We start from the raw sequence: 24,476 nt of genomic DNA on the forward strand, positions 1-24,476 counted from the left end.
GCCCCGGATACGCCGAGCAATGGAACCTTCGATGCGCCGCAGCCTTGCCTTACTCCTGTCTTTCGCGCTGTGCCTGCCCGCCGCGGCCGCCCTGGCCCAGGCCGGTCTGCGCACCGAAGGCGACGTCGCCGGCGCGCAGAGCCCCTACGACGCCGAGGTGCCGGTCAACAGCCAGAGCGAGGCCGACCGCAACGGCGCGGTGGCGCGCGCGCTGGGCGTGGTGCTGGGCAAGATCTCCGGCGACCGCGCGGTGATGTCGCGCCCGGGGGTGACCCAGGCGCTGCGCAACGCCAAGAACTTCGTCGACAGCTACGACTACCGCCAGGACCAGGGCACCTCGCCGAGCGGCGCGCCGACCTTCCGCACCACCTTGATCGCGCGCTTCCGGCAGAGCGACGTCGACGGCCTGGCCGCGGCGCTGGGCCTGCCGCTGTGGCCGCAGCCGCGGCCCAAGCCGGTGCTGTGGCTGGCGATCGACGACGGCAGCGGCCCGCGCCTGGTCGGCGTGCAGCAGTCCAATGCCGCGCGCAGCGCGCTGGACCGCGCGATCGAGCGCGGCTACCGGCTCGGCCTGCCCACCGGCAGCGCCGCCGAGCAGGCGCTGGTCGGCGCGATCTGGCGCCAGGACACCGCCGCGGTGGCCAGCGCCTCGTCGCGCTACAGCCCGCCGATGCAGCTGATCGGCAAGCTGTACCGCGGCAAGTCCGGCGGCTGGACCGCCGACTGGGTGTTCGTCGACAGCGGCAAGACGTTGTCCAGCTGGTCGGCCAGCGACGCCGACGCGCGCCGCGCGATCGCTGCCGGCGCCGACGGTGCCGCCGACGCGCTGGTCAAGCGCTACGCCAAGGCGTCCAGCACCGGCCCGGCCGGCGTGTACCGGGTGGTGATCAGCGGCATCCGCAGTGCCGACGACTACCTGCGCGTGTCCGCGGCGCTGCAGAACTCCTCGGTGGTGCGGCGCATCGTGCCGATCCAGGCCAGCGGCGACCGCCTGGAACTGGACCTGGACCTGCTCAGCGGCGTGTCCGGCCTGAACCGCATGCTCGGCGCCGACAGCCCGCTGCAGCCGGTGACGGTGCCGGTCGAGGGCGGGCCGATCATCCTCAATACCGAGCGCACGGAGTACCGGCTCAAATGACGCTGTCCCCCGAAGCGGAAATCGCCCAGTTCCTGCGCCGCCTGAAATGGGCCGCGGTGATCCTGGGCGTGCTGTGGGTGATAGCGCTGCTGGCGCCGATTCTGACCCCGTTCGTGCTGGCGCTGCTGCTGGGCTGGCTCGGCGATCCGCTGGTCGATCGCCTGGAGCGCGCCGGCCGTTCGCGCAACATGGCGGTGACCCTGGTATTCGTGTTGATGCTGCTGTTGCTGGTGCTGGCGCTGCTGATCCTGGTGCCGATGCTGGAGCGGCAGATCGTCACCTTCATCGACGTGCTGCCGCAGGCGCGCGACTGGTTCACCGGCACCGCGATCCCGTGGGCCGAGCAGAAGACCGGGCTGCAGCTGATGGCCTGGCTGGATCCGGAGCGGCTGATCGAATGGATCCGCGGCCACTGGCAGCAGGCCGGCGGCGTCGCCGCGACCTTCTTCGGCTATCTGTCGCGCTCGGGCTTCGCCATGGTCACCTGGGTGGTGAACCTGGTGCTGCTGCCGATCCTGACCTTCTACTTCCTGCGCGACTGGGACATCCTGGTCGAGCGCGTGGCCGCGACCATCCCGCGCAACCACGTCGCCACCGTCGGCCGCCTGGCGCGGCAGTCCAACGACGTGCTGGGCGCGTTCATCCGCGGCCAGTTCCTGGTGATGCTGGCGCTGGGAGTGATCTACGCCGGCGGGCTGAGCCTGATCGGGCTCAACCTGGGCCTGCTGATCGGCATCGTCGCCGGCCTGATCAGCTTCATCCCGTACCTGGGCGCGACCACCGGCATCCTGCTGGCGATCCTGGCGGCGCTGGTGCAGTCCAAGGGCTTCGACCTGCAACTGATGATCCTGGTCGGCGTGGTGTTCACCGTCGGCCAGTTGCTGGAAAGCTACGTGCTGACCCCGCGCATCGTCGGCGACAAGATCGGCCTGCACCCGGTGGCGGTGATCTTCGCGGTGATGGCCGGCGGCCAGCTGTTCGGCTTCCTCGGCATGCTGCTGGCGTTGCCGGTGGCGGCGGTGGCCAACGTGCTGCTGCACTACCTGCACGAGCAATACCGGCAGAGCGAGCTGTATGCCGGCGACAAGTCGGCGATCCTGCTCGATGGCAGCGCCGAGCGCGCGCCGCTGATCGAACTGCCGCCGCGTAGCCCCGACCAGCCGTGAGCGTGCCGCAGCTGCCGTTGGCGTTGCGCTATCCGCCGGAGCAGCGCTTCGATCGCTATGTCGGCGCGCCGGCCGGCCTGCTGGCGCAATTGCAGGCCGTCGCCGACGGCAGCGACGTGGACTGGATCTACCTGTCCGGCCCCGCCGGCACCGGCAAGACCCATCTGGCGCTGGCGCTGTGCGCAGCCGCCGAGCAGGCAGGGCGCAGCGCCGCCTACCTGCCGCTGCAGGCCGCGTCCGGGCGCCTGCGCGATGCGCTGGAAGCGCTGGAAGGCCGCGACCTGGTCGCGCTGGACGGACTGGAGGCGATCGCCGGGCAGCGCGAGGACGAAGTGGCGCTGTTCGATTTCCACAACCGCGCGCGCAGCGCCGGGGTGACCCTGCTGTACACCGCGCAGGCGATGCCCGACGGCCTGGCGCTGACCTTGCCCGACCTGCGCTCGCGGCTGGCGCAATGCACGCGCATCGCGCTGTCGCCGCTGGACGATGCCGGCCGCGCCGCGGTACTGCGCGAGCGCGCGCAACGCCGCGGGCTGGTGCTGGAAGATGCGGCGATCGACTGGCTGCTGACCCATGCCGGCCGCGACCTGGCCGGCCTGGTCGCGCTGCTGGAACGCCTGGACCGCGAATCGCTGGCGGCGCAGCGGCGGGTCACGGTGCCGTTTTTGCGCAGGCTGGGAATGGGGAGTGGGGAATCGGGAATGGGAAAAAGCTGAGCGCGCCGGCGCGCGCCTGCGGAGGCTGGCTGCAGGTTTTCCCAAACAGAATTTGATCGTCCACCGCGCGCGCTGGGCGTGAAGTCGCTGGAACTCAGCTTTTGCCGATTCCCGATTCCCGATTCCCGATTCCCGGCGCGCGACCCAGCGCGCCATCCAACTCTGCCAGTCGCTGCGGCGTCCCCACATCGGTCCAGCGGCCGCGATGGTGCAGGCCGTGGATGCGGCCGGCGGCCATCTGCGCCCGCAGGATCGGCGCCAGCGCGAAGCGCGGCGGCTCGCCGTGGTCGGCGGGCGGTGGGTCGAACGCCGACTGCCAGTCGCGCAGCAGCTCCGGCCGATAGACGCCCACGCCGGCGTAGGTCAGCAGCGGCGCGCCGTCGCTGCGCAGCGTGGCATCGGCATGCAGCGCGAAATCGCCGTGCGCCGCGTAGGCCGGCGGATCGACCAGCACCAGTTGCGCCAGTCCGGCCGGTTCCGGCGCCAGCTGCGCGAAATCGAAATCGGTCCAGATGTCGCCGTTGACCAGCAGGAACGGCGCCGGCCCGAGCAGCGGCAACGCGTGCAGCATGCCGCCGCCGGTCTCCAACGGCGTGGCGCCTTCGTAGGAATAGGCGATGCGCAGGCCGAACGCGCTGCCGTCGCCGAGCGCCTGCGGGAACTGCTCGGCCAGCCACGAGGTGTTGATCACCACCTCGCGCACGCCCAGCGCCGCCAGCTTGCGCAGGTGCCACACGATCAGCGGCGTGCCGCCCACCGCCAGCAACGGTTTGGGCGTGCGTTCGGTCAGCGGGCGCATGCGTTCGCCGAAGCCAGCGGCGAAGATCAGCGCCTTCATGCGTCGGCCGCCGCGCGTTGCGCCAGCGCCGGCTTGATCCGCGTCTGCAGCAGCTGCGCCAGCGGTTGCAGCTGCGGGTGCCGCGGCAACACCTCGTCGAGGTAGCCGATGAAGCGCGGCACGTTGTCCAGGTACCAGGCCTTGCCGTCGCGATAGTTCAGCCGCGCGAAGATGCCCAGGTTCTTCAGGTGCCGCTGCACGCCCATCCAGTCCGCATCGCGCAGGAACTGCGCCAGCGGCGGTAGCGCGATCCCGGCCTGCAGCGCACGCGCGTGGTAGCGCGCCAGCCAGCCATCGACCCGCGCCAGCGGCCAGCTCACCGTGGTGTCCTTGAACAGGCTGATCGGGTCGTAGGCGACCGGGCCGAGCACGCAGTCCTGGAAATCCAGCACCGCCGGGCCGTCGGCGACCGGCATCAGGTTGCGCGGCATGAAGTCGCGGTGCACCAGCACCCGCGGCTGCGCCAGCGCGTTGTCCATCAAGCGGCGCTGCACCAGTTCGAGCGCGTCGAGTTCGGCGCAGTCCAATGCCAGGCCCAGGTGCCGGCGCAGGAACCACTCTTCGAACAAGCCGGCATCGCGCTGCAGCAGCGCCTCGCCGAACACGCCCAGCTCCGGCGGCGGCGCGATCGCCTGCAGCCGCAACAGTTGTCCGAGCGCGGCATCGAAGTGGGCATCGGCCGAGGCGGCGTCCAGCGTCTGCGCCAGGGTCGGTCCGCCAAGATCCTCCAGCAGCAGGAAGCCGGCCTGCGCGTCCTGCGCCAGGATCGCCGGCACGCGCACGCCGCCTTGCTGCAGCAGCGCGTGCATGCGCAACCACGGGCGCACGTCCTCCAGGCCCGGGGGCGAATCCATCAGCACGCGGCTGGCGCCGGCACCGTGGCTGCGCCAGTAGCTGCGCCAGCCGGCGTCGATCGACGCGCGCTGCAGCGTCGCCTGCGCGTCGCCCAATGCGGCGCGCGCCCAGTGCTGGCGTTGTACGGCGCGCAGGTCCGGCGCGTCGGGAAGATCGGTGCTGGAACTCATCGGGACGCTGCGGCGGACATTGGCCGCACAGCGTAAACGTGCGGCGTCGGCATGGCGAGCCGTGCCGGTGCCGCGGTGCGGCCTCAGCGTTTGCCGAGGAACAGCCGCAGCAGTGCGAGCAGGGCGATGGCGCCGAGCAGCGCGCCGAGGAAGCCGGCCGGTTCGCCGCGGCTGTACCAGCCCATGTAGTGGCCGAACCAGCCCGCCACCAGCGCGCCGGCGATGCCGAGCAGCACGGTGAACAGGCAGCCGGAGCGGCCGCCGCTCGGACCCAGGAAGCGCGCCAGCAGGCCGACCACGAAGCCGACCAGGATGACGTACAGCCAGCTGTCGCTGCCGAACAGGTTGTGCATGGGAGCGTACCGAACGTGGAAGTGAAGCGGATCGTGCCAGATTCGCCCGCCATGCGGTGTGGATGCAGGCGCGGCCGGCGATGTCCTTTAAGCAGCCGTGCAGGCGCGGCTCGCGCACACGCCGTGGCGACGCACCAACGCGGGCAGGGCTCGCAGCTTGGCGGCCGTCGTCGCCGACGGCCGCCGCAGGCTCAGCAGCAGCCGTGCCCGCCGTGCTGCTCGCCGCCGGCCACCGCGGCGCTGCCGGTGGTCTCGCCGCGCACGCTGGCGGCATGGTGCTCGGCGATCACCTTCGACACGCAGGCGGTGACCCGCTTGCCCATGGGGATGTGCAGGAACTCGTTCGGCCCGTGCGCGTTGGAATGCGGGCCGAGCACGCCGGTGATCATGAACTGCGCGCCGGGGAACTTCTCGCCGAGCATGCCCATGAACGGGATCGAGCCGCCTTCGCCCATGTACATCGCCGGCTTGCCGAACGCCGCCTGCGAGGCGGCCTCGATCGCGTCGGTCAGCCACTGCGACTGCGCCGGCGCGTTCCAGCCCGAGGACGACTTCTCCAGCGCCAGCGACACCTCGGCGCCGTACGGCGGATCGCGCAGCAGCACATCCTTCAGCAGTTCGCCGGCGCGCTTGCCGTCCAGCGTCGGCGGCAGGCGCAGCGACAGCTTCACCGCAGTCTCCGGGCGCAGTACGTTGCCGGCCGAGGCCAGCGGCGGCAGGCCGTCGGCGCCGGTCACCGACAAGGCCGGGCGCCAGGTGCGGTTGAGCACCAGTTCGGTGAGATCCTCGTTCATCGGGGTCATCCCCGGCAGGAACGGGAACTTGCTGTAGACCTCGTCGCCGAGCACCTCGGCGACCTTGCTGGCCTGCGCCAGGCGTTCTTCCGGAACCTCCGAATACAGGCCCTCGATCTTGATCTTGCCGGTGGCCTCGTCTTCCAGCCGCGACAGCAGGTCGCGCAGCACGCGGAAGCTGGACGGCACCACGCCGGACGCATCGCCCGAATGCACGCCTTCGCTGAGCACCTTGACGCTGAAGTTGCCGCCGGCCAGGCCGCGCAGCGAGGTCGTGCACCACAACTGCTCGTAGTTGCCGCAGCCCGAATCCAGGCACACCACCAGCGACGGCTTGCCGATGCGCTCGGCCAGGTGGTCGACGTAGGCGGGCAGGTCGTAGCTGCCCGATTCCTCGCAGGCCTCGATCAGCACCACGCAGCGCGCGTGCGGGATGCCCTGGTCCTGCAGGGCCAGGATTGCGGCCAGCGAGCCGAACAGCGCATAGCCGTCGTCGGCGCCGCCGCGGCCGTACAGGCGGTCGCCCTTGAGCACCGGCGTCCACGGACCCAGGTCGTCGTCCCAGCCGGTCATCTCCGGCTGCTTGTCCAGGTGCCCGTACAGCAGCACCGTGTCCGCGCCGGTCTCCGCGCCGGTGGCCGGCACTTCCAGATAGATCAGCGGCGTGCGCCCTTCCAGCTGCACCACCTCGACCACCAGGCCCGGGATGGCCTGCGCGCGCGCCCAGCGCTCCATCAGCCGCACCGCATCGTCCATATAGCCGTGGGCGACCCAATCGGCGTCGAACATCGGCGATTTGTTGGGGATGCGGATGTAATCGACCAGCTGCGGGACGATGTCGTCGTCCCACTTCGCGCTCAGGAAACGGTCGATCTTGGCATTGTCCATCGTGGAACTCCGGGATTTGTCGCAAAAGAGGTGGCCACCATTCTACGCCGCGGTCCCCGTGTAGGGTTTTTCCTACACGTTGACGCGCCGTTTACCTGCTGTTTGGAAAGGGCGTTGGCGATAGGCTGTATCCATGTGGCGAGGGATGCTTTCGACACCGGCAGGAGAGGCCGGTGAAGTCCCCATCCAAGTCACAAGGAGTGTTGCCATGCAGTCTTTTATCGTGGTCCTGAAGTCTCTGGTCCTGGCGTTGCTGCTGACCGGTTCCGCGCTCGCCGCGGACAAGGTCAACATCAACTCCGCTAGTGCAGCGGAAATCGACCGGGTGTTGTTGAACGTGGGTGCCTCCAAGGCACAGGCGATCGTCGACTACAGACAGGCGCACGGCCCCTTCAAAAGCGTCGAGGACCTGACGCAGGTGAAGGGAATCGGACTCAAGACGGTCGAACGGAACCACGACCGGATCGAAGTGGGAGCCACGAAGGCGACCACGCCGACGGCAGCCAGGACGGCAGCCGCCAAGCCGGTGGAAAGGCGTTAAACGGATTTAAGGATTAAACGGATTTAAAGGCATTCAAGGGATTTGAAAGGACAGAGGATACGGCTGGCGCAGGACGCGCGGTCGCGACCTCGCTGAGCAGGACGCTCAGCGGGGGAGGCAGGAAGCCGACAAGGACGTACATCGTCGCCCGGTGTTGCACAGTGACGTGCAGCCGGGCGACGTTTTTTATGGGCGAAGGTTTTTGTCGGGCGCTTCGCGTCGGTCGGCTCGCTGCGATTCGGTACTTCTGCTGCCGGCGGCTGTCCTGCTGCAGACAGCCGCCATGGCAGTGGGCGCATGGGCAAGGTGCGGTCAGCACGCGCGTCCGACTGGCTCCTGGAACCATGAGGCGCTGCGCGTCGTACCCTCACCCCAACCCCTCTCCCGGTGGGAGAGGGGCCAGGTTGTTCCTTCTCCCGTCGGGACCATGGCCCCCTTTTCGGGGGAAGGTGGCCCGCAGGGCCGGATGAGGGTACGGGCCCAGCCTCTCGCGCCCGCACACAAGCAGCCTCCCTGCCCAACAGCCACCATCCCGCAGCGCCACGCATGGTCGCCGCGCTGCGACTTGTACGCGCTGGCGCGCCGATGTGCCTTGCGCCGGCGCGACCCGCCGATGTCGCCGAACGGGCGATGGCCGTCGCGATTCTCGCAAGGTCGCGTCGCAGGCCAGTTGCCGCATTTCCCTGGAGCTGCAAAACTTCCGGTTCCGGCTGGCGTCTGCCAGCACCATTCGTACTTGCTGACGGCCGGGACAGGCGCGGGGATAACCGCAGATGCCTGCCGCTGTCGCTGCATCCGGCAGCGCCGCCGGATCGTGCAGAATGCGCCGATGGACTGGTGCAACATGCCTTCGCGGGTGATCCCCGCCAACGACTACCGCCGCGAGCGCTGGCGCAACGGACTGGGTTGGACGCGGGAGATCCTGCGCCTGCCGCAACCGGACAGCGACGACTGGCTGCTGCGCCTGTCGATCGCGGAGATCGAGCAGGACGCGGCCTTTTCCAGTTTCTCCGGCATCGATCGGGAGCTGGTGTTGCTGCGCGGCGCCGGCCTGCGCCTGCGCTTCGACGACGGCGCCGTGCATCTGCTCGAACCGCCGTACGCGCGGCTGCGCTTCGCCGGCGAGCGGCCGCTGCGCGGCGAACTGCTCGACGGCCCCACCCACGACTTCAACCTGATGTGGCGTCGTGATCGCCTGCGCACGCAACTGCTGCATCGGCCGCTGGTCGGGCCGATGCTGTTCTTCGCCGAACCGCAAATCTGTTGGGTCGTTCATCTTCTGGCAGGGCAGGCGCAGTTCGATGTGGACTGCGGATTGCCGCCGCTGGCCGCCGGCGACAGCGCCTGGTTGGCCGCCAACACCAGGCAGCGCTTCGCTTTGAGCGGTGGCGGCGAGCTGCTGGCGATCCGTATCGAACCGCTGGCGACGCTCGCCGACTGAGCTTTCGGCGCCGCGCGCGTGGCTCTTGCGGGGTTGCCGCCGACCGCGTCCAATGCGCGAACGCGGCTATCCCGGAGCCGTGGACCGGAACGAACAGGTGGCCTCGGATAACAGCAGGTGGTTGGCGAAAGTAGTGGTAGTGGACGACGACGCGGCCTTGCGCGACCGGATTCGCGATTATCTGGCCCGTTTCAACTTGCAGACCCACGATGCCGAAAGCGGCGTGCAGTTGTATGCGCAGCTGGCGGCCGATCGCTACGACGCGGTGTTGCTCAATGCCGGCCTCGGCGGTGGCGAAGGGCTGAATCTGTGTCGGCAACTGCGCGACCGCGGCGGCATCGCGATCGTGATGATGGCCGACCAGGCCGAGCCGGTGGATCGGGTGATCGGCCTGGATCTGGGCGCGGACGACTATTTGAGCCGTCCATTGGACCTGCGCGAACTGGTGGCGCGGCTCAATGCGGTGTTGCGGCGTACCCGTGCGGCGCCGCCGCCAGCGCCGGCGCAGGACGGCGCGTGGCAGGTCGATGCCTATCGGCACCAGGCGGTCACGCCGGATGGCCGTGCGATCCCGTTGTCGCCCAGCGAATTGCGCTTGATGGCGGTGTTCCTCGAGCAGCCCGGCAACGTGCTCAGCCGCGAGGACCTGCGGGCGGCGATCGGCGACAGCGACGGCAGCGTTCCCCAGGGCGGTCGCGGCATCGATCTGCAGGTCTCGCGGCTGCGGCAGAAGCTGGGCGACGACCCGCTGGTGCCGCAGTGGATCCGCACCGTGCGCGGCAAGGGCTACCTGTTCGAGCCGCATCGGCTGGGAATGCCTGCCGCACGCTGAGCGGTTGCCGCGTGACCGGCGCGGATGGCGGCATGGCCGTATCTGCGAGCGTTTCCCACGGGCTGCCCCGATCGTTGCCGCCAGCGCCTGCAGTGGCTGCCTGAGCGGCCAGAGCCGTCGCCTTTCGGTCCCGCACATCTGCGCGATACGCGCCGACGAGGTGAGGCGATCTTCCACTCCGCGGCGGTCCGCTTACGCGGCGGTCCGACCCTCGTCGTGCGGCGCTGGCGAATGAAGCGCTTGCATCGCCAGAGCGCCGACGCGGCGTAAGGATCACCAGGCAGATTCGCACGGCACCGGTATGCGTATTGCGCACATCCCGCGTGGGACGGTGCAGCCTGCAGACGGCGGCAAGCGCTCATCCACCGGCATGGCCGACCTGGCGCGCACGATCGCGCTCCATGCGCGTCGGCGTGCAGTGGAGTGATGGAGTGCGACCTTCCGTGCGTCCTACGGCGGTCACGTTCGGCCTGTCCCTCTGCCAGCACACGGCGCCGCTGCGTCCGGTAATGTGTAACGCTGGCGATCGACCGATTACGCGCTCTTTCAGTTCAGCGCTGGCCCAGCTCACAACGGGAACATCTGCAAGGAGACCTGTTCCCATGTGTCGCGCGGTCCGCTGACCGGAACCTGCTGCATGCAAAAGCCGAGGTCCGAATCGGGCCTGATCAAGGCGGTGGCCATGAGCCGGCGGCGCAGGGTTGGCGCATCGTAGCCGTCGAGCAGGCCGTAGGCGTCGAGCAGCGCCTTCACCAGGATCGGGTCGCCTTGCGCCATGAAGATCAGCGGTGTCAGCAACTCGAACAGATCGCACTGGCCGACGATCGCATCGCCGAAATCGAGCAGCCCACTGAGGGCCCACTTTCCCTGAATGTCGTGCGCCATCAAATTCCAGGGATGGATGTCCATGTGGATGAAGCGCGGCTGCGCGGGCGGCGAAAAATCGCCCGCCGCTTCGATGTAGGGCATGACGTGCGCCGCCAGATGCGCGGGCATCGCATTGCGCCGATGCCGCGCGAGGCAGTCGGAGATCAGCGTGGCGATGTAGTGCCGCCACTCCACCTGGATCGCGATGTCGGCATCGAGCGCAACGCTGCGCAGCTCGCGCAGCAGCGTTCCCACCTGCAGCATGATCGAACGCTTCTGGCCGACATCCAGCGCCGGCCAGACATCGGCCAGCGAGGATCCGGGCAGGCGGCTGCAGATCACGAACACCCAATTGTCGACCACGCCGCCGCCGATGAGACGCGGCGTCTGCAGCGACAATTTGCCGTCCAGCAACGGTGCGACGAGGCGTTCCTTTTCGCCTTGCTGGCGCCAGTTGGGCGGCACCAATTTGACGATCACCGCGTCGCCAAGCTGGAACAAGGCATTGGCGCCTTCCGGGATCCGCTTCCAGTCATCGCCCGGCAACCGAAACGCCTGCCGAAGCCGATTCAATACCGGCATCCAGTAGCTCAATGGCGCGGTCTCGATGAGCTCGCAGGACTGCGCAATGCTGGGATGTTCGGGCAAACACGCGATGGAGATTTTCATTTCGGAAGGTGCTAGCGTTGCGCACGCAATCATACGCCGGCACGCTTGCGGCCGCCGGCCGCGCAGGCTTTGGCGCCTTTCGCATGTGTCGTGCATCGTGCAGGAAAGCAGTCTGCGAGATCGCGTCATCCCATCGTCGGTGGTGGGATGACACGCGCGTGGCGAACCATCGCACTCACTTGGTGAAGCGCGGACGCCAACCGTCGGAGCGTAGGTGCATGCGACGGAGCTTCACCAAGTAGCTGAGCGCGACCATTGCCGCGGCGAAGTCCGCGCCGCACCGATGCCCAGCGCCCGATGCGGACCGAATGCGCCGGCGACCCAGGCGGCGATGGGGCGCACCGAGCGGCGTCGTACCCACCGCGATGGCCAGACGCAACGGGATGACCCGCCCGCGCACCGCAGATTCTGTGGAGCGTTGCATCAGGCTGCTGGTCGAATCTGTCAGGGCCAGCGTGGACACGGCAGGGGGGGGCAGGTTGTGCGAGTCGTTGCCGCGTAGGGCCGTGCCTGGTTCGCATCGCTCCAACGCCGGCGCAAGCCCAGGCGTCAGTACACGTCGCGCCGATAGCGCCCTTCCAGCAGCAGGGTTTCCTTGCCCAGCCGCCCCAGCACCTCCTCTAGCACCGCGTCCACGCCGGGGGCCATGCCGCGCAGGCTGCCGCAGACGTAGATCGCCGCGCCTTGCGCGACCCAGTCGCGCAGGTCCGCTGCGGCCGCGCGCAGCGCATCCTGCACGTAGCGGTGCGCGCCGGCATCGCGCGAGAACACCGCATCCAGCCGCTGCAGCGCGCCGTGCGCCAGCCAGGTGCGCAGTTCCTCGCCATAGTGGTCGTCGTGCGCGGCATGGCGTTCGCCGTACAGCAGCCAGGTGCGGGACGCGCCGGCGTCGATGCGAGCGCGCAGGTGCGCGCGCAGGCCGGCGATGCCGGTGCCGTTGCCGATCAGGATCAGTGGCCGCGCCGGATCGGCCGGCGGATGGAAGTTCGGATTCGGGCGCAGCCGCAGCGCGATCTCGGCGCCGATCGGCGCGGTGTCGCACAGCCAGCCGCTGCCCAGGCCGGGCGTGCCGTCCGCATGCAGCGCGCGCCGCAGCAACAGACGCAGCGCGCCGTCGCTGGGCATCGAGGCGATCGAGTATTCGCGATGCGGCAGCGGTTGCAGGCGCGCGGCCACGGCTGCGGGCGCAGTGCCGGCGACCTGGTCCGGCGCCGGCAGGTGGCTGCGCGCCAGCAGCGCGGCCAGCGTCGTCGGCACCTGGCCGGGACGCTGCAGCGTTGCGGTGCCGTCCAGGCCGCTGGCCTGCAGCCAGGCCTGCACCACGGCGTCGTCATGGCACGGACCGATCTCGGCCAGGTCGCCTGCCTGCCACGCAGGCAGTGCGCCGTCGGCGGGCAGCAGCGCCAGTTCGAACACCGCGCCGCCGACACTGCCGGGATTGCACAGGTGCCGCTGCTGCAACTGCCAGCGCTCATAGGCCGGTGGACTCCAGTCGGGTTGCTCGCTGCCGCCGGCGAGTTGGCCGAGCAATTGCTGCCAGTGGCGCAGCGCGGCGTCGTCGGCGTTGTCCACGTCGATGCGGTCGAACAGCGGATGCGCGCCGTGCTGGCGCAGCCAGGCATCGAGCTGGCGGCCGAACGCGCAGAAATGGTCGTAGCGGCGATCGCCCAGCGCCAGCAGCGCGTAGCCCAACTTCGGCAAGGCCGGCGACTGCGCCATCGTCTTGCGCAGGAACGGCAGCGCGTGGTCGGGCGGATCGCCTTCGCCGCTGGTGCTGACCACGAACAGCGCCTGCGTCGCGCCGGCCAGGTCGGCCGCGGTGACGTTCTGCAAGGGCAGCACGCGTACCGCCTGGCCCGCCGCATGCAAGGCCGCGGCACTGCGCAGCGCGAGCTGCTGGGCGAAGCCGGTCTGGCTGGCCCAGGCCAGCAGCAGCGGCGCGTCGCCCTGCTTGCCGGTGCGCCGCGCGCCGCGGCGGCCGCGCCACCACAGCCATAGGCAGGCGGCCGCGTAGGCGGCCGTTGCCAGCGCCGCGTAGAGAATGCGCTGCTGCGATGGCACGCCGTTCCACCATGGCTGCGGATGCAGCCGCAGCAGCGCATAGCCGATCGCGCCCAGCAGCGCGAACGCTGCCACGTGCCCGACGGCATTCCAGTTGCGTTGCGACCGCGCCCGGCTCATGCGTCGAGCAGCGCGGCGAAGGCGCTGCTGAGCCGCTCCTGCACGCGTTCGCCAGCGCGCAGCAGGAAGCGCGCCGCCAGCCGTTCGCGCTCGGCGCAGGCCAGTCCGACGTCGGCGCCGAGCACGCTCAGCGCGGTGGCCCAGGCATCGGCCCGCATCGCATCGGCGGCGACCACGCTGACCGCCGCCAGCGATGCCGCGATCGGCGTGCCGCTGCGCGGATCCAGGGTATGGCTGTAGCGCTGGCCGTCCTGTTCGAAGCGGTGCCAGCGATCGCCGGAGGTGGCGACCGCGCGGCCGTCCAGCGCCAGCACCCGTGGCGGCGTCGCCGCCTGCGCGTCCTCGTCCGGCGCCGATTCCACCAGCACCCGCCACGGCTGTCCATCCGGCTTGCGGCCATAGCCGTAGAGTTCGCCGCCGACCTCGACCAGTGCGCTGGCCACGCCCTGCGCCTGCAGTGCGCGCACCACCAGATCCACGCCGTAGCCCTTGGCGATCGCCGACAGATCCAGGCGCAGGCCGCCGGGCTGGCGCAACGTGGCGCCGTTCTCGTCCAGTACGAGTTGCCGCCAATCGCCGGCGGCGCGCGCCTGGCGCAACGCCTCCGCATCGGGCACGCGCTGGCTGCCGGCGTCTGCGCCGAAACCCCACAAGCCCAGCACCGCGCCGATCGTTGGATCGAACGCGCCGTCGCTGCGCCGCGCGATGTCCAGCGCGCAGCGCAGCACCTCGGCGAATGCCGCGGGCAGCGCGTGCATGCTGCCGGCGGCGGCGCGGTTGTAGCGGCCGATGTCCGAGTCCGCTTCCCAGGTGCTCATCTGCGCGACCACCTGGTCCAGCTGCGCCTGGATCGCGGCGTGCAGCGGATGCAGGTCGCGACGGCGGCGCAGCACCAGCTTCGCGCTCCAGGTCGTGCCCATGCTGCGACCGCCAAGCGTGGCGATCTCGGTCTCGGCATCGACATCGGCCTGCGGCGCGAGCGGCGCGTTCATGCCGCTACGTGCCGCCATGCGCAGGACGTGCGCGCTGTCGCCGTCACTGCGGCAGCACTTCCAGCGTCGCCACGTAGCTGAGCCGGCGCTGCTTGGCCTGCGGCAGCGAGGTCTTGCTGTCCTCGCTGGTGGTTTCCAGCCAGTACATGCCCGCTTCCGGCCAGGTCACGCTGAAGTTGCCCTGCGCGTCGGTGGTGAGCTTCAGTTCGTCCTGCGCGTTGCGGTAGCGGGTGCCGCCGCGCACGATCTCCACGTCCAGCCCGGGCGCCGGCTTGCCGTCGATGTGCAGCTTGAAGGTGGCCTTCTCGCCGGCGAACAGGTCGTTGGGATGGGTCACCGGCACCAGTTCCAAGCCCTTGCCGCTGGGCTTGAGCGCGGTCTGGTTGGGTGCGCCGTTGGTGACGAAGGTTTCCACCCGGCCCAGCGACTGCGACACCTGCAGGTCCTTCGCGTCCTTGGGCACTTCGCTGGCGAAGCTGGCGGCGTTGCCGCGCCAGCGCTTGCGCTGGCCGTTCTCGTTCCAGTTGGCGAACAGGCCATCGTTGACCAGGGCCAGGCGGTAGGTGCCGGTCTGCGCCAGCTCCACGTCGAACACGCTGCGGTACTTGCCGGTGGCCGGGTTCTGCGGCTGCACGGCGCTGCCGTCGGGCGCGGTGATGACCAGGTTGTCCAGGCGCAGCGGCACATGGTTGAAGTAGAACAGGTCGTTGGACACCGCCGCATCGACGGTGATCCACGGCTTCTCGCCGGCGAGCACGGTTTGCGAGGGTTGCAGCCAAGCCTTGTGGGCGAGGGCGGAGAACGGCAGCACTGCGGCGATGGCCAATGCCAGCACGAAAGAACGCTTCATGGACTTGCTCCTTGCGAGGAAAGAGGGAATCACGGCTTGGCGCTCAGGCGTACCGCGCCCAGTTCGCTGCTGCCTTGTGCGCTGCCGATTGCGCCGGCCTTGGCCGGCCACGCGAACGGGATCTTCAGCAGTTCGCGGCCGCCGACTTCGCGCGCGGCTTCGACCACCAGCGTGTACTGGCCTGGCGCCAGGCCCTTGAGCTGCTGCGCGTCGGTGAACGCCAGCGCGTGCTTGCCGGCCGGGCGGGTCGGGCCGCTGACGCCGTCCACCGGCATCTGCAGCGTGCGCCCGCTGCGCCGCCACCATTGGCGCAGGTCCGGCAGCCACTTGGTGCCATGGCCTTCGGCGGTGTCCTTGGACTGATACCAGACCGCCAGGTTGCGCGCGACCTGCTGGTCGGCGCCTTCCACCCAGATCGCGACATAGGGGCGGTGGTATTCGGCGACGTTGAGCTTGGGAATCTCCACGTCCAGTTCCAACGTGGCCGCATACGCGGGCATCGTCGTCAGCAGGCCGCTCAGGGCGATGGTCAGGGTGACGCGCATGCGAGGCTCCATGGGGTGAAAGAGATGGGTCGGATCAGTGGATCAGCAGCAGTGCGATCAGCAGCGGAATCAGCAGGCCCAGTCCGACCAGCGGCCAGGTCATGCGCCGCTGCCGTGCATGCAGCTGCAGCAGGAACAGGCCGGTGATGCAGAACACCAGGCAGGCCACCGCGAACAGGTCGATGAACCAGCCCCACGCCGGGCCGGCATTGCGGCCCTTGTGCAGGTCGTTGAAGTAGGAGATCCAGCCGCGCTCGGTGCGTTCGTACTCGACCGCGCCGCTGCCGCGATCGATGCTCAGCCAGGCATCGCTGCCGGGGCCGGGCAGCGCCAGGTACACTTCGTCGGCCGACCACTCGGCCGCTTGCCGACCCAGGCTCAACGCCAGTTCGCGTTCCAGCCAGGCCGCCACCGGCCGCGGCAGCGGCGCGTCGCCATCGGCGTGGCCGCCGAGCCGCTGCAGCAGCGCGGCCGGCAGCTGCGCGGTGCGATTGAGCACCTGCGGCTTGGCCTCGATGCGCGCGGCATGGTTGAGGGTCAGCCCGGTGGCGGCGAACACCAGCATGCCGATCAGGCACAGCGCCGAGCTGATCCAGTGCCACTGGTGCAGCGTGCGCAGCCAGAAGCCGCGGCGCTGCTGCGCCGTGGCCAGATCGGGGGAGGAGGAGTCGGACAACGCGGCGGTCGAATCGAAGTAGGGCGGAATGCATTCTACATAAATGAGAATTAGTCGCAATTGCGGCGGTGTTGCCGCCGCATGCGCGACCCGAAAAACCTTGTAGCCCAACCTTCAACGCGGCGGCGCCGTCGGCGTTGACCGCCCGGATCAGGTCTCGGACCAGTCGCGCAACAGGTTGTGGTAGACGTTGCTCAGCCGCAGCAGCGCCGCGGCGTCGGCCTTGGTGGTGGTCAGCGCCTGGATCGCCGTATCCAGTTCGAACAGCAACTGCCGCCGGCTGGCGTCGCGTACCAGGCTCTGCACCCAGAAGAAGGAGGCCACGCGCGCGCCGCGGGTGACCGGCAGCACCCGATGCAGGCTGCTGGACGGATACAGGATCAGGTCGCCGGCCGGCAGCTTCACTTCGTGCTCGCCGTAGGTGTCGCTGATGACCAGTTCGCCGCCGTCGTACTCCTCCGGTTCGCTCAGGAACAGGGTGCAGGACAGATCGGTGCGCAGGGTCAGCGCCGGCTGCGTGGCGCTGGCGGCCTGGGTCATCACCGCGCCATCGACATGAAAGCCGTACTCGCCGCCGCCCTCGTAGCGGTTGAAGCGCGGCGGGATCGTGCGCAACGGCAGCGCGGCGGCGAAATACAGCGGGCTGCGCGCCAGCGCGTTGAGCACTGCCTGGCCGAGTTCGTACTTCAGCGGCGAGGCGTCGGGCAGTTGCAGGTTGCGTTTGACCTGCGCGCCCTGCGCGCCGACCGTCTCGCGGCCGTCGGTCCAGTCGGCGCCGGCTAGCGCCTGGCGGAAGCGCGCGAGTTCGTCGGCGCTAAGGATGTTGGGAATGTGCAGCAGCATTGGGCGCTCCGGCAGCGGCCGCCTTCGGTTGAAGGCGACCGCTGCGTGTGGATGGACGAAGCGGCGGTCAGAACTTGATTTCGGCGCTCAGCATCGCCGAGCGCGGCGCGCCTGGCGTGTAGCGGAAGCCGCTCTTGTTGATGGCCGCGACGTAGTCCTTGTCGAACACGTTGTACACGTTCAGGCGCAGGTTGAAGTGGTCGTTGATCGGGTAGCTCACGATCGCGTCCCATACCGTATACGACTTCACCAAGGCCGGCGTGCCCACCGCGCCGTCGGTGCCGCGCTTCATCTCGCCGGAGTAGCGGGCGCCGCCGCCGACGGTCAGGCCGAACGGCAGGGTATAGGTGGTCCAGGCGGTGAACGCGCTGTCCGGGGTGTAGGCCAGGTCCATGCTGCCGTCCTGCGACACCTTGGCGCCTTGCTTCACCTGCGCGTCGAGCTTGGTATAGCCGGTGGAGATGGACCAGTTGTCGCTGAGCTTGCCGACCGCCGACAGCTCCACGCCCTGCACTTGCTTCTCGCCGGTCTGGTAGTACAGCCCATCGCTGCCCTGCGCGATCTCGTTGCTGACGTCGGTGCGGAACAGCGCCATGGTCACGAACAGGTTGTCGTCCAGGAAGTTCCACTTGGTGCCGACTTCGGCGGTCTTGGCCTTCTGCGGGTCGAAGCTCGGGTTGTTGGCGTTGTTGGCCGACGCGCTCAGTTCCAGCGCGCTGCCGCCGGGAGGCTGCTGCGAGATCGCGTAGTTGGCGTACAGGCTGATGTTGTCGGCCGCCTTGTAGACCGCGCCGAGCTTCCAGCTGAACAGCGTATCGGACACGTCGTCGTCCACGCCGACCGCGGTGGTGCAGGGCACGGCGGTGGAGGTGGCGGTGGTGCAGGTCAGGCTGTTGAAGTCGGTCTTGTAGTGGTCGGCGCGCACGCCGGCGGTGACCAGGAAGCTGTCGCCGAACTTCAGCGTGTCGAAGGCGTAGGCCGAGAACGTGGTGGTGGTGCCCTTGCTGTGCGCGCCGTTGCGCGCGGTGAACAGCGGCGTGGTGTTCCAGTCCGGGGCGTAGACGTTGGCCGGGTTGGCAGCCAGCCAGGCGGCGCGGTTGACGATGTTGTGGCCCCAGCTCTGCAGCTCCTCGCGCGCGGCTTCCACGCCGGTGCTGAGGTTGTGCTGCACCGCGCCGGTGGCGAAGTCCACACGCAGGTTCAGCTGGTCGGTGAGGATGGTGTACTGCTGGTCCTTGAACGTGGGCAGGCTGCGCGCCACCGTCCAGGTCGAGGTGTCGGCGGGGTTCGGCGTGCGCAGGTTGGCGGTGTTGGGCATGAACGCGAACAGCAGGTAGTCCTGTTCGTTGCGGCCCCAGCGCGCGGTGTTGGTCAGCTTGACCGTATCGGAGAAGTCGTGCTCGAAGCGGAAGGTCGCCATCTTCGCGGTCACGTCGTCGTGGTCGTAGCGGGTGCCGTAGAAGTTCTCGCTGTCCACGCGCGGGGCGTTGGTCAGCCACGGACGCGCGGGATCCGGCGAGGTGTAGCCGGGCAGGCCGAAGGTCGGCACGCCGCCGTCGGGCATGTTGTCCTGCTTCACGTACAGCAGGTCGAGGTAGTAGCGGGTGTCGCTGCCGAGGCCGAACACCAGCGACGAGGCCAGGCCCCAGCGCTTGTTGTTGACGTGGTCGCGGCCGATCGCATCGCTGTCCTGGCCCATCACGTTCAGCCGCAGCGCGCTGCTGGCGCCCAGCGTCTGGTTCCAGTCCGCGGTGACGCGGCGCTGGTTGTCGCTGCCGCCGGACAGCGTGCCGCTGACCGCATCGGTCAGGTTCGCCTGCTTGGTCACCAGGTTGATCGCGCCGGTCGGCGCGCTGCGGCCGTTGTCGGTGCCGGCCGGACCCTTCTCGACTTCGATCTGCTCGATGTTGAACACATCGCGCGAGATCGAGCCCAAGTCGCGCACGCCGTCGACGAAGATGCTGCTGGAGCTGTCGAAGCCGCGCATGTAGATCGCATCGCCGGTGGTGGTGTTGCCGTTCTCGCCGACATAGAAGGTGCCCACGCCCGGGCTGTTGCGCAGCGCTTCGGTCAGCGTGGTGGCGCCCTGCTCGTTGAACAGGTCCTTGCTGATCACGTTGATGGTCTGCGGGGTGTCGATCAGCGGCTGGGTGAACTTGGGCGAGTCCGGCACTTCCACCAGGTAGCGCTTGGCGCGCTGCGCTTCCACGTCGACCTTGCCCAGGGTGGTGGGCTGGTCGGCGGCCGCTGCATCGGCGGCGAGCGCCGGAGAGGACAGCAGGCTCAGGCCGCTCAGCAGTGCGGCGGCGGTGAGGGTCTGCGCGGAGACCTGGCGGGAAACGGCGTGCTTGCGGCTCTTGATCGGGGAGGTCATGGAGGGTTCGGCTATGCAGGATGGAAGGGCGGTCCGCCGCGCACGCCGTCGCCGTGTCCGCAAGGACAGGGGCGCGGGTGCGAAGGTCGGAGGGTGGCCGGATGGACCGGCTGCCGCTGGCCGCTTAACGCGGACATCACATCTATTTCCGCGCAAATGCGAATTATTTGCAATAGCTTTCGTGACAATGCATTACACGGCGGTCCGCGGCGCCGTTCCCCGGGACCGCCGTGCCCGCATCTTGTTCTGTAGTAAATATTTGAAAAATAAAACTTTTCGGAGCGAGCGCAGCAGGGCGCTCAGTCGCGGTCGTCGCGGGTCCAGAGTCCGCCGTGTTCGGACTTCACCGGGAATTTGGGCACCGGGCTGTAGGCCGGTGCGCACAACGGGCGGCCGTCGCGGATATCGAAACGGGCACCGTGCAGCAGGCATTCGATGCTGCCCGCGGCGGCATCGAAGGTGCCGGGGGACAGCTCGTAGTCCTCGTGGCTGCAGCGGTCTTCCAGCGCGTAGAAGGTGCCGTCGAGGTTGAACACCACGATCGGGGTGGCGGTGACTTCGTCCCACACCGTCGCGGTCTCGCCCGGCAGCAGCGCGCCGTCGGCGCAGACGAAGGTCCAGGTCTCGCTCATGCGGCGTCGCCCAGCCGCTTCTCCAGCAGCTCGAAACGCAGGTCGTCGCGCTTGGGCGCGCCGAAGCGTGCGTCGCCGTAGGGGAAGGGCTTCTTGATTCCGGTCCGGCGGTAGCCGCGGCGCTCGTAGAACGCGATCAGTTCCTCGCGCGCGTCGATCACCGTCATCTGCATCACCGGCAGCTGCCATTCCTGCCAGGCGATGCGCTCGGCCTCGGCCAGCACGGTCTTGCCCAGGCCGCCGCCCTGCGCCTGCGGCTGCACCGAGAACATGCCGAAATAGCCGGCGCCGTCGTCGTCGGCGATGTGCGCGCAGGCGATCAGGTCGCCGTCGCGCTCGGCCAGCAGCACCAGGCTGCGCGGACGCAGGATGTCGGCGCGCAGCACCTCGCGGTCGATGCGGTTGCCGTCGAGCAGGTCGGCCTCGGTGGTCCAGCCGACGCGGCTGCTGTCGCCGCGATAGGCCGAGGTGACCAGGGCGGAGATGGCGTCGATGTCGGCGACGGTGGCGGTGCGGAAGGTGAGGGTGTGCATGGGGGGATTTTATGTCAGGAAACGGGATTGGGGACTCGGGACTCGGGACTCGATTCAAGAATCCCTGCGACATTGTCGCGCGTACCAAGTGCAAGCCGCTCTCCAGTAGTGTTGCTTTTCGAGTCCCGGGTCCCCAGTCCCGAGTCCCGACTCATCCCAACAGCTTGCGCACCTTCACCAATGCAGCTACGAAGCGCTCGATCTCGGCGTGGGTGTTGTAGAACGCCAGCGACGCGCGGCAGGTCGCGGCGACGCCGTAGAACTGCAGCAGCGGATGCGCGCAGTGCTGGCCGGAACGGATCGCCACGCCTTCCAGGTCCAGCAGCGTGGCCAGGTCATGGGCGTGCGCGCCTTCGACCAGGAACGACACCACCGCGGCCTTGCCCGGCGCGGTGCCGAAGATGCGCAGGCCGTCGATCTTCTGCAGTTCCTCGGTGAAATGCGCCAGCAGTTCGGCCTCGCGCGCTTCCACGTGCTGCAGGCCCAGCGCGCTGAGGTAGTCCACCGCCGCGCCCAGGCCGACGAAGCCGGCGATGTTCGGGGTGCCGGCCTCGAACTTGTGCGGCGGGTCGTTGAACACGGTGCCGTCGAAGCTGACTTCCTTGATCATCTCGCCGCCGCCGATGAACGGCGGCATTGCCTGCAGGTGCTCGCGCCGCGCCCACAGCGCGCCGGTGCCGGTGGGGCCGCACATCTTGTGCCCGGTGATGGCATAGAAGTCGCAGCCGATCGCGGCCACGTCCAGAGCGCGGTGCGGCGCGGCCTGCGAGCCGTCGATGACGCTGACAATGCCGCGCTTGCGCGCCTCGCGGCAGATCTCGCGCACCGGGTTGACCGTGCCCAGCACGTTGGAGACGTGGGTCAGCGCCAGCAGCTTCACGTCCGGTGTCATCGCCTTGCGCAGCGCGTCCAGGTCCAGCGCGCCGTCGGCGGTGATCTCGGCGACCTTGACGGTGGCGCCGGTGCGCTGTGCGACCAGTTGCCACGGCACGATATTGGCGTGGTGCTCCATCCGCGACACCAGGATGCTGTCGCCGGCCTTGAGCCGCGGCAGCGCCCACGAGTAGGCCACCAGGTTGATCGCGAAAGTGGTGCCGCTGCACAGCACCAGTTCGTCGGCGCGCACGTTGAGGAAGCGCGCCAGCTTGTTGCGCGCGCCCTCGTAGGCGTCGGTGGCCTCGGTGCCGAGCGCGTGTACCGCGCGGCTGACGTTGGCGTTGTAGCGGCGGTAGAACTCGTCCAGCGCCGCGATCACCTGCAGCGGCTTCTGTCCGGTGTTGGCGTTGTCGAAATAGATCAGCGGCTTGCCGTGCACCTGCCGCATCAGCAGCGGGAAATCGCTGCGGACCTTGTCCCAGTCCGGCGCCTGCTGCGGCGCCGTGGCGTGCGGGGCCGGGCTGCTCATGCCACGCCCGCGGCGGCCAGCGCCTGATCCAGACGTGCGACCAGGAACTCGCTCAGCCCCGCATCCAGCACGCGCAGCGGTTCGCGGCAGAACGCGGCGGTCAGCAGTTGCTGCGCGCGCTCGCGCGGCAACCCGCGCGAACGCAGGTAGAACAGTGCATTGGCGTCGAGCTGGCCGACGGTGGCGCCGTGCGCGGCCTTGACCTCGTCGGCGTCGATCACCAGCACCGGCTGGGTGTCGATCTCGGCGTCGGCGGACAGCAGCAGGTTCTTGTTCGACAGGTTGGCGTCGCTGCCGTCGGCACCCTGGCGGATGTGGATGCCGCCATGGAACACCACCCGGCTGCGCGCCGCGGCCACGCCGCGCCACAGCAGTTCGCAGGCGGTGTCGCGGGCGATGTGCTCGATGCCCAGGCGGGTGTCGATCTGGCGGCGGCCGTTGCCGAGCAGCACGCCGTTGGCGACCAGCCGCGCATTGTCGCCTTCCAGGCGCACGTTGAGCTCGTGCCGCGACAGCGCGCCGCCCAGCTCCAGGTCGATGCGCCGGTACTGCGCGTCGCGCGCCAGCACCGCATCGGTGCGCAGCAGCGCGGTGACGCTGGACGCGTCCGCCTGCACCCGCGCGTGGGTCAGCTGCGCGCCGGCGGCCAGGTGCACGTGCGCCAGGGTGTTGCTCAGGTGCGCGGCCTCGCCCAGATGCAGGTGATGTTCGACCAGCGACAGCGCCGCGTCCTGACGCAGTTCGATCAGGTGGCGGTGGTGCCAGGCATGGTCGCCGGCGCCGGCGGTGGACACGAACACAAGGTGCAGCGGCACCGCGACCTGCACGCCGGCATCCACGCGCAGCACGCTGCCTTCGTCGGCCAGCGCGGCGTTGAGCTGGGCGAACACTTCGTCGCTGCGCTCGAAGCGGCGGCCGAGGAAGCGCATCGCGTCGTCGCCGCTGCGCAGGATCGTGGACAGGCGCTGCAGCTCGACGCCGGCCGGCAGGCTGGCCAGGTCGGACAGCGCATCGCTGGCGCGGCCGTTGACGAACACCAGCCGCGGTGCCGGAATGCCGTCGACGATGGCCGCATCCACGGCCGGCGCCGCGCTCGGCGCCGGGCTGAAGCTGCGCCGCTCCAGCGCCCGCAGTGAGGTGTACTTCCACGCCTCGCTGCGCGGGCCGGGCAGGCCGTCGCGCAGCGCTTGTTCCAGCGGCGCGCGGCGCGCGCCGTCGCCGTGGAAGGCGGCGGCCAGGGAGTCGAGCAGGGCGCTCATCGGATCGTCGCCTCCGGCGTCACACGGTCCTTCAACCATGCGTAGCCATGCGCTTCCAGTTCCAGCGCCAGTTCCGGGCCGCCGCTCTGCACGATGCGGCCGTCGGCCAGCACGTGCACCACGTCCGGCTTGATGTAGTCGAGCAGGCGCTGATAGTGGGTGATGACCAGGAACGCACGCTCGGGCGAGCGCAGCGCGTTGACGCCCTCGGCGACGGTCTTCAGCGCATCGATGTCCAGGCCGCTGTCGGTCTCGTCGAGGATCGCCAGCTTCGGCTCCAGCACCGCCAGCTGGAAGATCTCGTTGCGCTTCTTCTCGCCGCCGGAGAAACCTTCGTTGACGCCGCGGTGCAGCAGCTCGTCCTTCAGATGCAGCACGGCCAGCTTCTGCCGCACCAGTTTCAGGAACTGCATCGAATCCAGCTCGGCCTCGCCGCGCGCCTTGCGCTGCGCGTTGAGCGCGGCGCGCAGGAAGTAGGTGTTGTTGACCCCCGGGATTTCCACCGGGTACTGGAAGGCCAGGAACAGGCCGGCGGCGGCGCGCTCTTCCGGTTCCAGTTCGAGCAGGTCGCGGTCTTCGAAGCGCACGCTGCCCTCGGTCACCTCGTAGCCGTCGCGGCCGGCGAGGATGTTGCCCAGCGTGGATTTGCCGGCGCCGTTGGGACCCATGATGGCGTGCACCTGGCCGCGCTGCACCTGCAGCGACAGGCCCTTGAGGATGTCCTTGCCGGCGACGGAAGCGTGGAGGTTTTCGATGTTGAGCATTGGAAATGGGTCCGTCAGAATTCTGTTGTAGCCCCTCTCCCACCGGGAGAGGGGTTGGGGTGAGGGTACGGCGCGAAGCGTCTCGTGGAGTTCGGGGGCGCGAGGCTTCGCACGTACCCTCATCCGGCGCTTCGCGCCACCTTCTCCCGATGGG

The 24,476-nt window shown here is 69.2% G+C and carries 23 protein-coding genes; 6 read left to right on the forward strand and 17 right to left on the reverse strand.

The genetic code is table 11. The features are described 5' to 3' along the window. The first annotated feature begins 19 nt into the window (after positions 1–19). The 3 genes from HEP73_RS07045 to hda are packed head-to-tail and all read left to right on the forward strand — an operon-like array spanning position 20 to position 3,020. A complete protein-coding gene (locus HEP73_RS07045) occupies positions 20–1,138 on the forward strand; it encodes a DUF2066 domain-containing protein (RefSeq protein ID WP_185822640.1) in 1,119 nt (372 codons plus the stop codon). Continuing rightward, positions 1,135–2,304, forward strand: coding sequence for an AI-2E family transporter (locus HEP73_RS07050; RefSeq protein WP_185822641.1), 1,170 nt, complete (start codon positions 1,135–1,137; stop codon positions 2,302–2,304). The genes HEP73_RS07045 and HEP73_RS07050 overlap by 4 nt, the downstream gene beginning before the upstream one ends. Next, positions 2,301–3,020, forward strand: coding sequence for a DnaA regulatory inactivator Hda (gene hda, locus HEP73_RS07055; protein ID WP_185822642.1), 720 nt, complete (start codon positions 2,301–2,303; stop codon positions 3,018–3,020). Before HEP73_RS07050 ends, hda begins: the two co-directional genes overlap by 4 nt. Positions 3,021–3,114: 94 nt before the next feature. Here the strand turns inward: hda and murU are convergent, their stop codons facing one another. From murU to HEP73_RS07075, 4 genes are all read right to left on the reverse strand, one after another. After that, on the reverse strand, positions 3,115–3,858 hold the full coding sequence (murU, locus tag HEP73_RS07060; RefSeq protein WP_185822643.1) for an N-acetylmuramate alpha-1-phosphate uridylyltransferase MurU: 744 nt from the start codon (positions 3,856–3,858) through the stop codon (positions 3,115–3,117). Next, positions 3,855–4,883, reverse strand: a complete 1,029-nt coding sequence (locus HEP73_RS07065) for an aminoglycoside phosphotransferase family protein (protein ID WP_185822644.1) — start codon at positions 4,881–4,883, stop codon at positions 3,855–3,857. The genes murU and HEP73_RS07065 overlap by 4 nt, the downstream gene beginning before the upstream one ends. 83 nt (positions 4,884–4,966) lie before the next feature. Beyond that, positions 4,967–5,236 carry a GlsB/YeaQ/YmgE family stress response membrane protein gene (locus HEP73_RS07070; RefSeq protein WP_039956005.1) on the reverse strand — a complete coding sequence of 90 codons (270 nt, stop codon included), beginning with the start codon at positions 5,234–5,236 and terminating at the stop codon, positions 4,967–4,969. 191 nt (positions 5,237–5,427) lie between these two features. After that, a complete protein-coding gene (locus tag HEP73_RS07075) occupies positions 5,428–6,918 on the reverse strand; it encodes a M20 family metallopeptidase (protein ID WP_185822645.1) in 1,491 nt (496 codons plus the stop codon). A gap of 133 nt (positions 6,919–7,051) precedes the next feature. On the opposite strand from HEP73_RS07075, the gene HEP73_RS07080 reads away from it, so the two are divergent. From HEP73_RS07080 to HEP73_RS07090, 3 genes are all read left to right on the forward strand, one after another. Then, a complete protein-coding gene (locus tag HEP73_RS07080; protein WP_185815746.1) occupies positions 7,052–7,459 on the forward strand; it encodes a ComEA family DNA-binding protein in 408 nt (135 codons plus the stop codon). A gap of 844 nt (positions 7,460–8,303) precedes the next feature. Beyond that, complete coding sequence (locus HEP73_RS07085) at positions 8,304–8,900, forward strand: HutD/Ves family protein (protein ID WP_185823337.1); 597 nt, start codon at positions 8,304–8,306, stop codon at positions 8,898–8,900. Positions 8,901–9,039: 139 nt separating this feature from the next. After that, on the forward strand, positions 9,040–9,732 hold the full coding sequence (locus HEP73_RS07090) for a response regulator transcription factor (RefSeq protein ID WP_255423709.1): 693 nt from the start codon (positions 9,040–9,042) through the stop codon (positions 9,730–9,732). Positions 9,733–10,299: 567 nt separating this feature from the next. Here the strand turns inward: HEP73_RS07090 and HEP73_RS07095 are convergent. The 13 genes from HEP73_RS07095 to sufC all read right to left on the reverse strand — a co-directional run bounded on the left by HEP73_RS07095 (position 10,300) and on the right by sufC (position 24,322). Continuing rightward, positions 10,300–11,268, reverse strand: a complete 969-nt coding sequence (locus HEP73_RS07095) for a phosphotransferase family protein (protein WP_185822647.1) — start codon at positions 11,266–11,268, stop codon at positions 10,300–10,302. Positions 11,269–11,817: 549 nt separating this feature from the next. Next, positions 11,818–13,449: a sulfite reductase subunit alpha gene (locus HEP73_RS07100; RefSeq protein ID WP_185822648.1), complete on the reverse strand. Its 1,632-nt coding sequence runs from the start codon at positions 13,447–13,449 to the stop codon at positions 11,818–11,820. After that, positions 13,446–14,441, reverse strand: a complete 996-nt coding sequence (locus HEP73_RS07105; RefSeq protein ID WP_185822649.1) for an FAD:protein FMN transferase — start codon at positions 14,439–14,441, stop codon at positions 13,446–13,448. The genes HEP73_RS07100 and HEP73_RS07105 overlap by 4 nt, the downstream gene beginning before the upstream one ends. Positions 14,442–14,484: 43 nt before the next feature. Continuing rightward, positions 14,485–15,291, reverse strand: a complete 807-nt coding sequence (locus HEP73_RS07110) for a DUF4198 domain-containing protein (protein ID WP_185822650.1) — start codon at positions 15,289–15,291, stop codon at positions 14,485–14,487. Between the two features lie 29 nt (positions 15,292–15,320). Next, positions 15,321–15,836, reverse strand: a complete 516-nt coding sequence (locus HEP73_RS07115) for a DUF2271 domain-containing protein (protein ID WP_185822651.1) — start codon at positions 15,834–15,836, stop codon at positions 15,321–15,323. 34 nt (positions 15,837–15,870) lie between these two features. Then, positions 15,871–16,512, reverse strand: a complete 642-nt coding sequence (locus tag HEP73_RS07120) for a PepSY-associated TM helix domain-containing protein (protein ID WP_185822652.1) — start codon at positions 16,510–16,512, stop codon at positions 15,871–15,873. Positions 16,513–16,662: 150 nt separating this feature from the next. Beyond that, positions 16,663–17,355: a Fe2+-dependent dioxygenase gene (locus HEP73_RS07125; RefSeq protein WP_185822653.1), complete on the reverse strand. Its 693-nt coding sequence runs from the start codon at positions 17,353–17,355 to the stop codon at positions 16,663–16,665. A 67-nt stretch (positions 17,356–17,422) separates the two neighbouring features. Further along, positions 17,423–19,729, reverse strand: coding sequence for a catecholate siderophore receptor Fiu (locus tag HEP73_RS07130; RefSeq protein WP_185822654.1), 2,307 nt, complete (start codon positions 19,727–19,729; stop codon positions 17,423–17,425). Between the two features lie 299 nt (positions 19,730–20,028). Beyond that, positions 20,029–20,361 (reverse strand): non-heme iron oxygenase ferredoxin subunit, encoded by a 333-nt coding sequence (locus tag HEP73_RS07135; protein WP_185815758.1) that lies wholly within the window; start codon positions 20,359–20,361, stop codon positions 20,029–20,031. After that, the gene (locus HEP73_RS07140) at positions 20,358–20,894 is read right to left on the reverse strand and encodes a GNAT family N-acetyltransferase (protein ID WP_185822655.1); all 537 of its coding nucleotides are present in this window, start codon (positions 20,892–20,894) and stop codon (positions 20,358–20,360) included. Before HEP73_RS07140 ends, HEP73_RS07135 begins: the two co-directional genes overlap by 4 nt. 151 nt (positions 20,895–21,045) lie before the next feature. Then, entirely contained in the window at positions 21,046–22,299 is a 1,254-nt protein-coding gene (locus tag HEP73_RS07145) for a cysteine desulfurase (RefSeq protein WP_185822656.1), read from the reverse strand. Then, on the reverse strand, positions 22,296–23,558 hold the full coding sequence (gene sufD, locus HEP73_RS07150; RefSeq protein WP_185822657.1) for a Fe-S cluster assembly protein SufD: 1,263 nt from the start codon (positions 23,556–23,558) through the stop codon (positions 22,296–22,298). The genes HEP73_RS07145 and sufD overlap by 4 nt, the downstream gene beginning before the upstream one ends. Then, positions 23,555–24,322 carry a Fe-S cluster assembly ATPase SufC gene (sufC, locus tag HEP73_RS07155; protein WP_185822658.1) on the reverse strand — a complete coding sequence of 256 codons (768 nt, stop codon included), beginning with the start codon at positions 24,320–24,322 and terminating at the stop codon, positions 23,555–23,557. Before sufC ends, sufD begins: the two co-directional genes overlap by 4 nt. Positions 24,323–24,476: the final 154 nt, after the last annotated feature.

Origin of the sequence: Xanthomonas sp. GW, from assembly GCF_014236815.1 — a bacterium.
GTDB lineage: Bacteria > Pseudomonadota > Gammaproteobacteria > Xanthomonadales > Xanthomonadaceae > Xanthomonas_A.